Genomic DNA, 309 nt, shown 5'->3' with positions numbered 1-309 from the left:
ACCTCCGGCCGAGGTAGCGCGGCAGCGCAGCGATGGCGAACAGGGCGAGCGAAGCCAGCAACGGCCAGCGGAACAGCTCGTAACGCGGCCTGAGTGCGGCTCCCTGCTGGGGGACCGGCTCGAGTGCATCGATCGCGCGATAGGCCTGGGCGAGTTCATCGCTGTCCGTGGCGCGGAAGAATCGGCCGCCTGTCTGGTTGGCGATGTCGGTGAGCATCGACACGTCAAGATCGGCAGATGGGTTCACCACGCGACTGCCGAAGAAATCCGGCACACGCATGGCGTTTGCCCCGATGCCGATCGTGTAGA

General features: G+C 65.7%; 1 pseudogene. It reads right to left on the bottom strand.

Features of this window, described 5'->3' with window-relative positions:
- Nucleotides 1-309: pseudogene (locus CBX98_RS25925) on the bottom strand (IMP dehydrogenase); the annotation flags it as partial.

The sequence above is a fragment of the Vibrio sp. T9 genome, assembly GCF_003123985.1.
GTDB lineage: Bacteria > Pseudomonadota > Gammaproteobacteria > Enterobacterales > Vibrionaceae > Vibrio > Vibrio diabolicus.
This window is presented reverse-complemented; position numbering and strand designations above follow the sequence as displayed.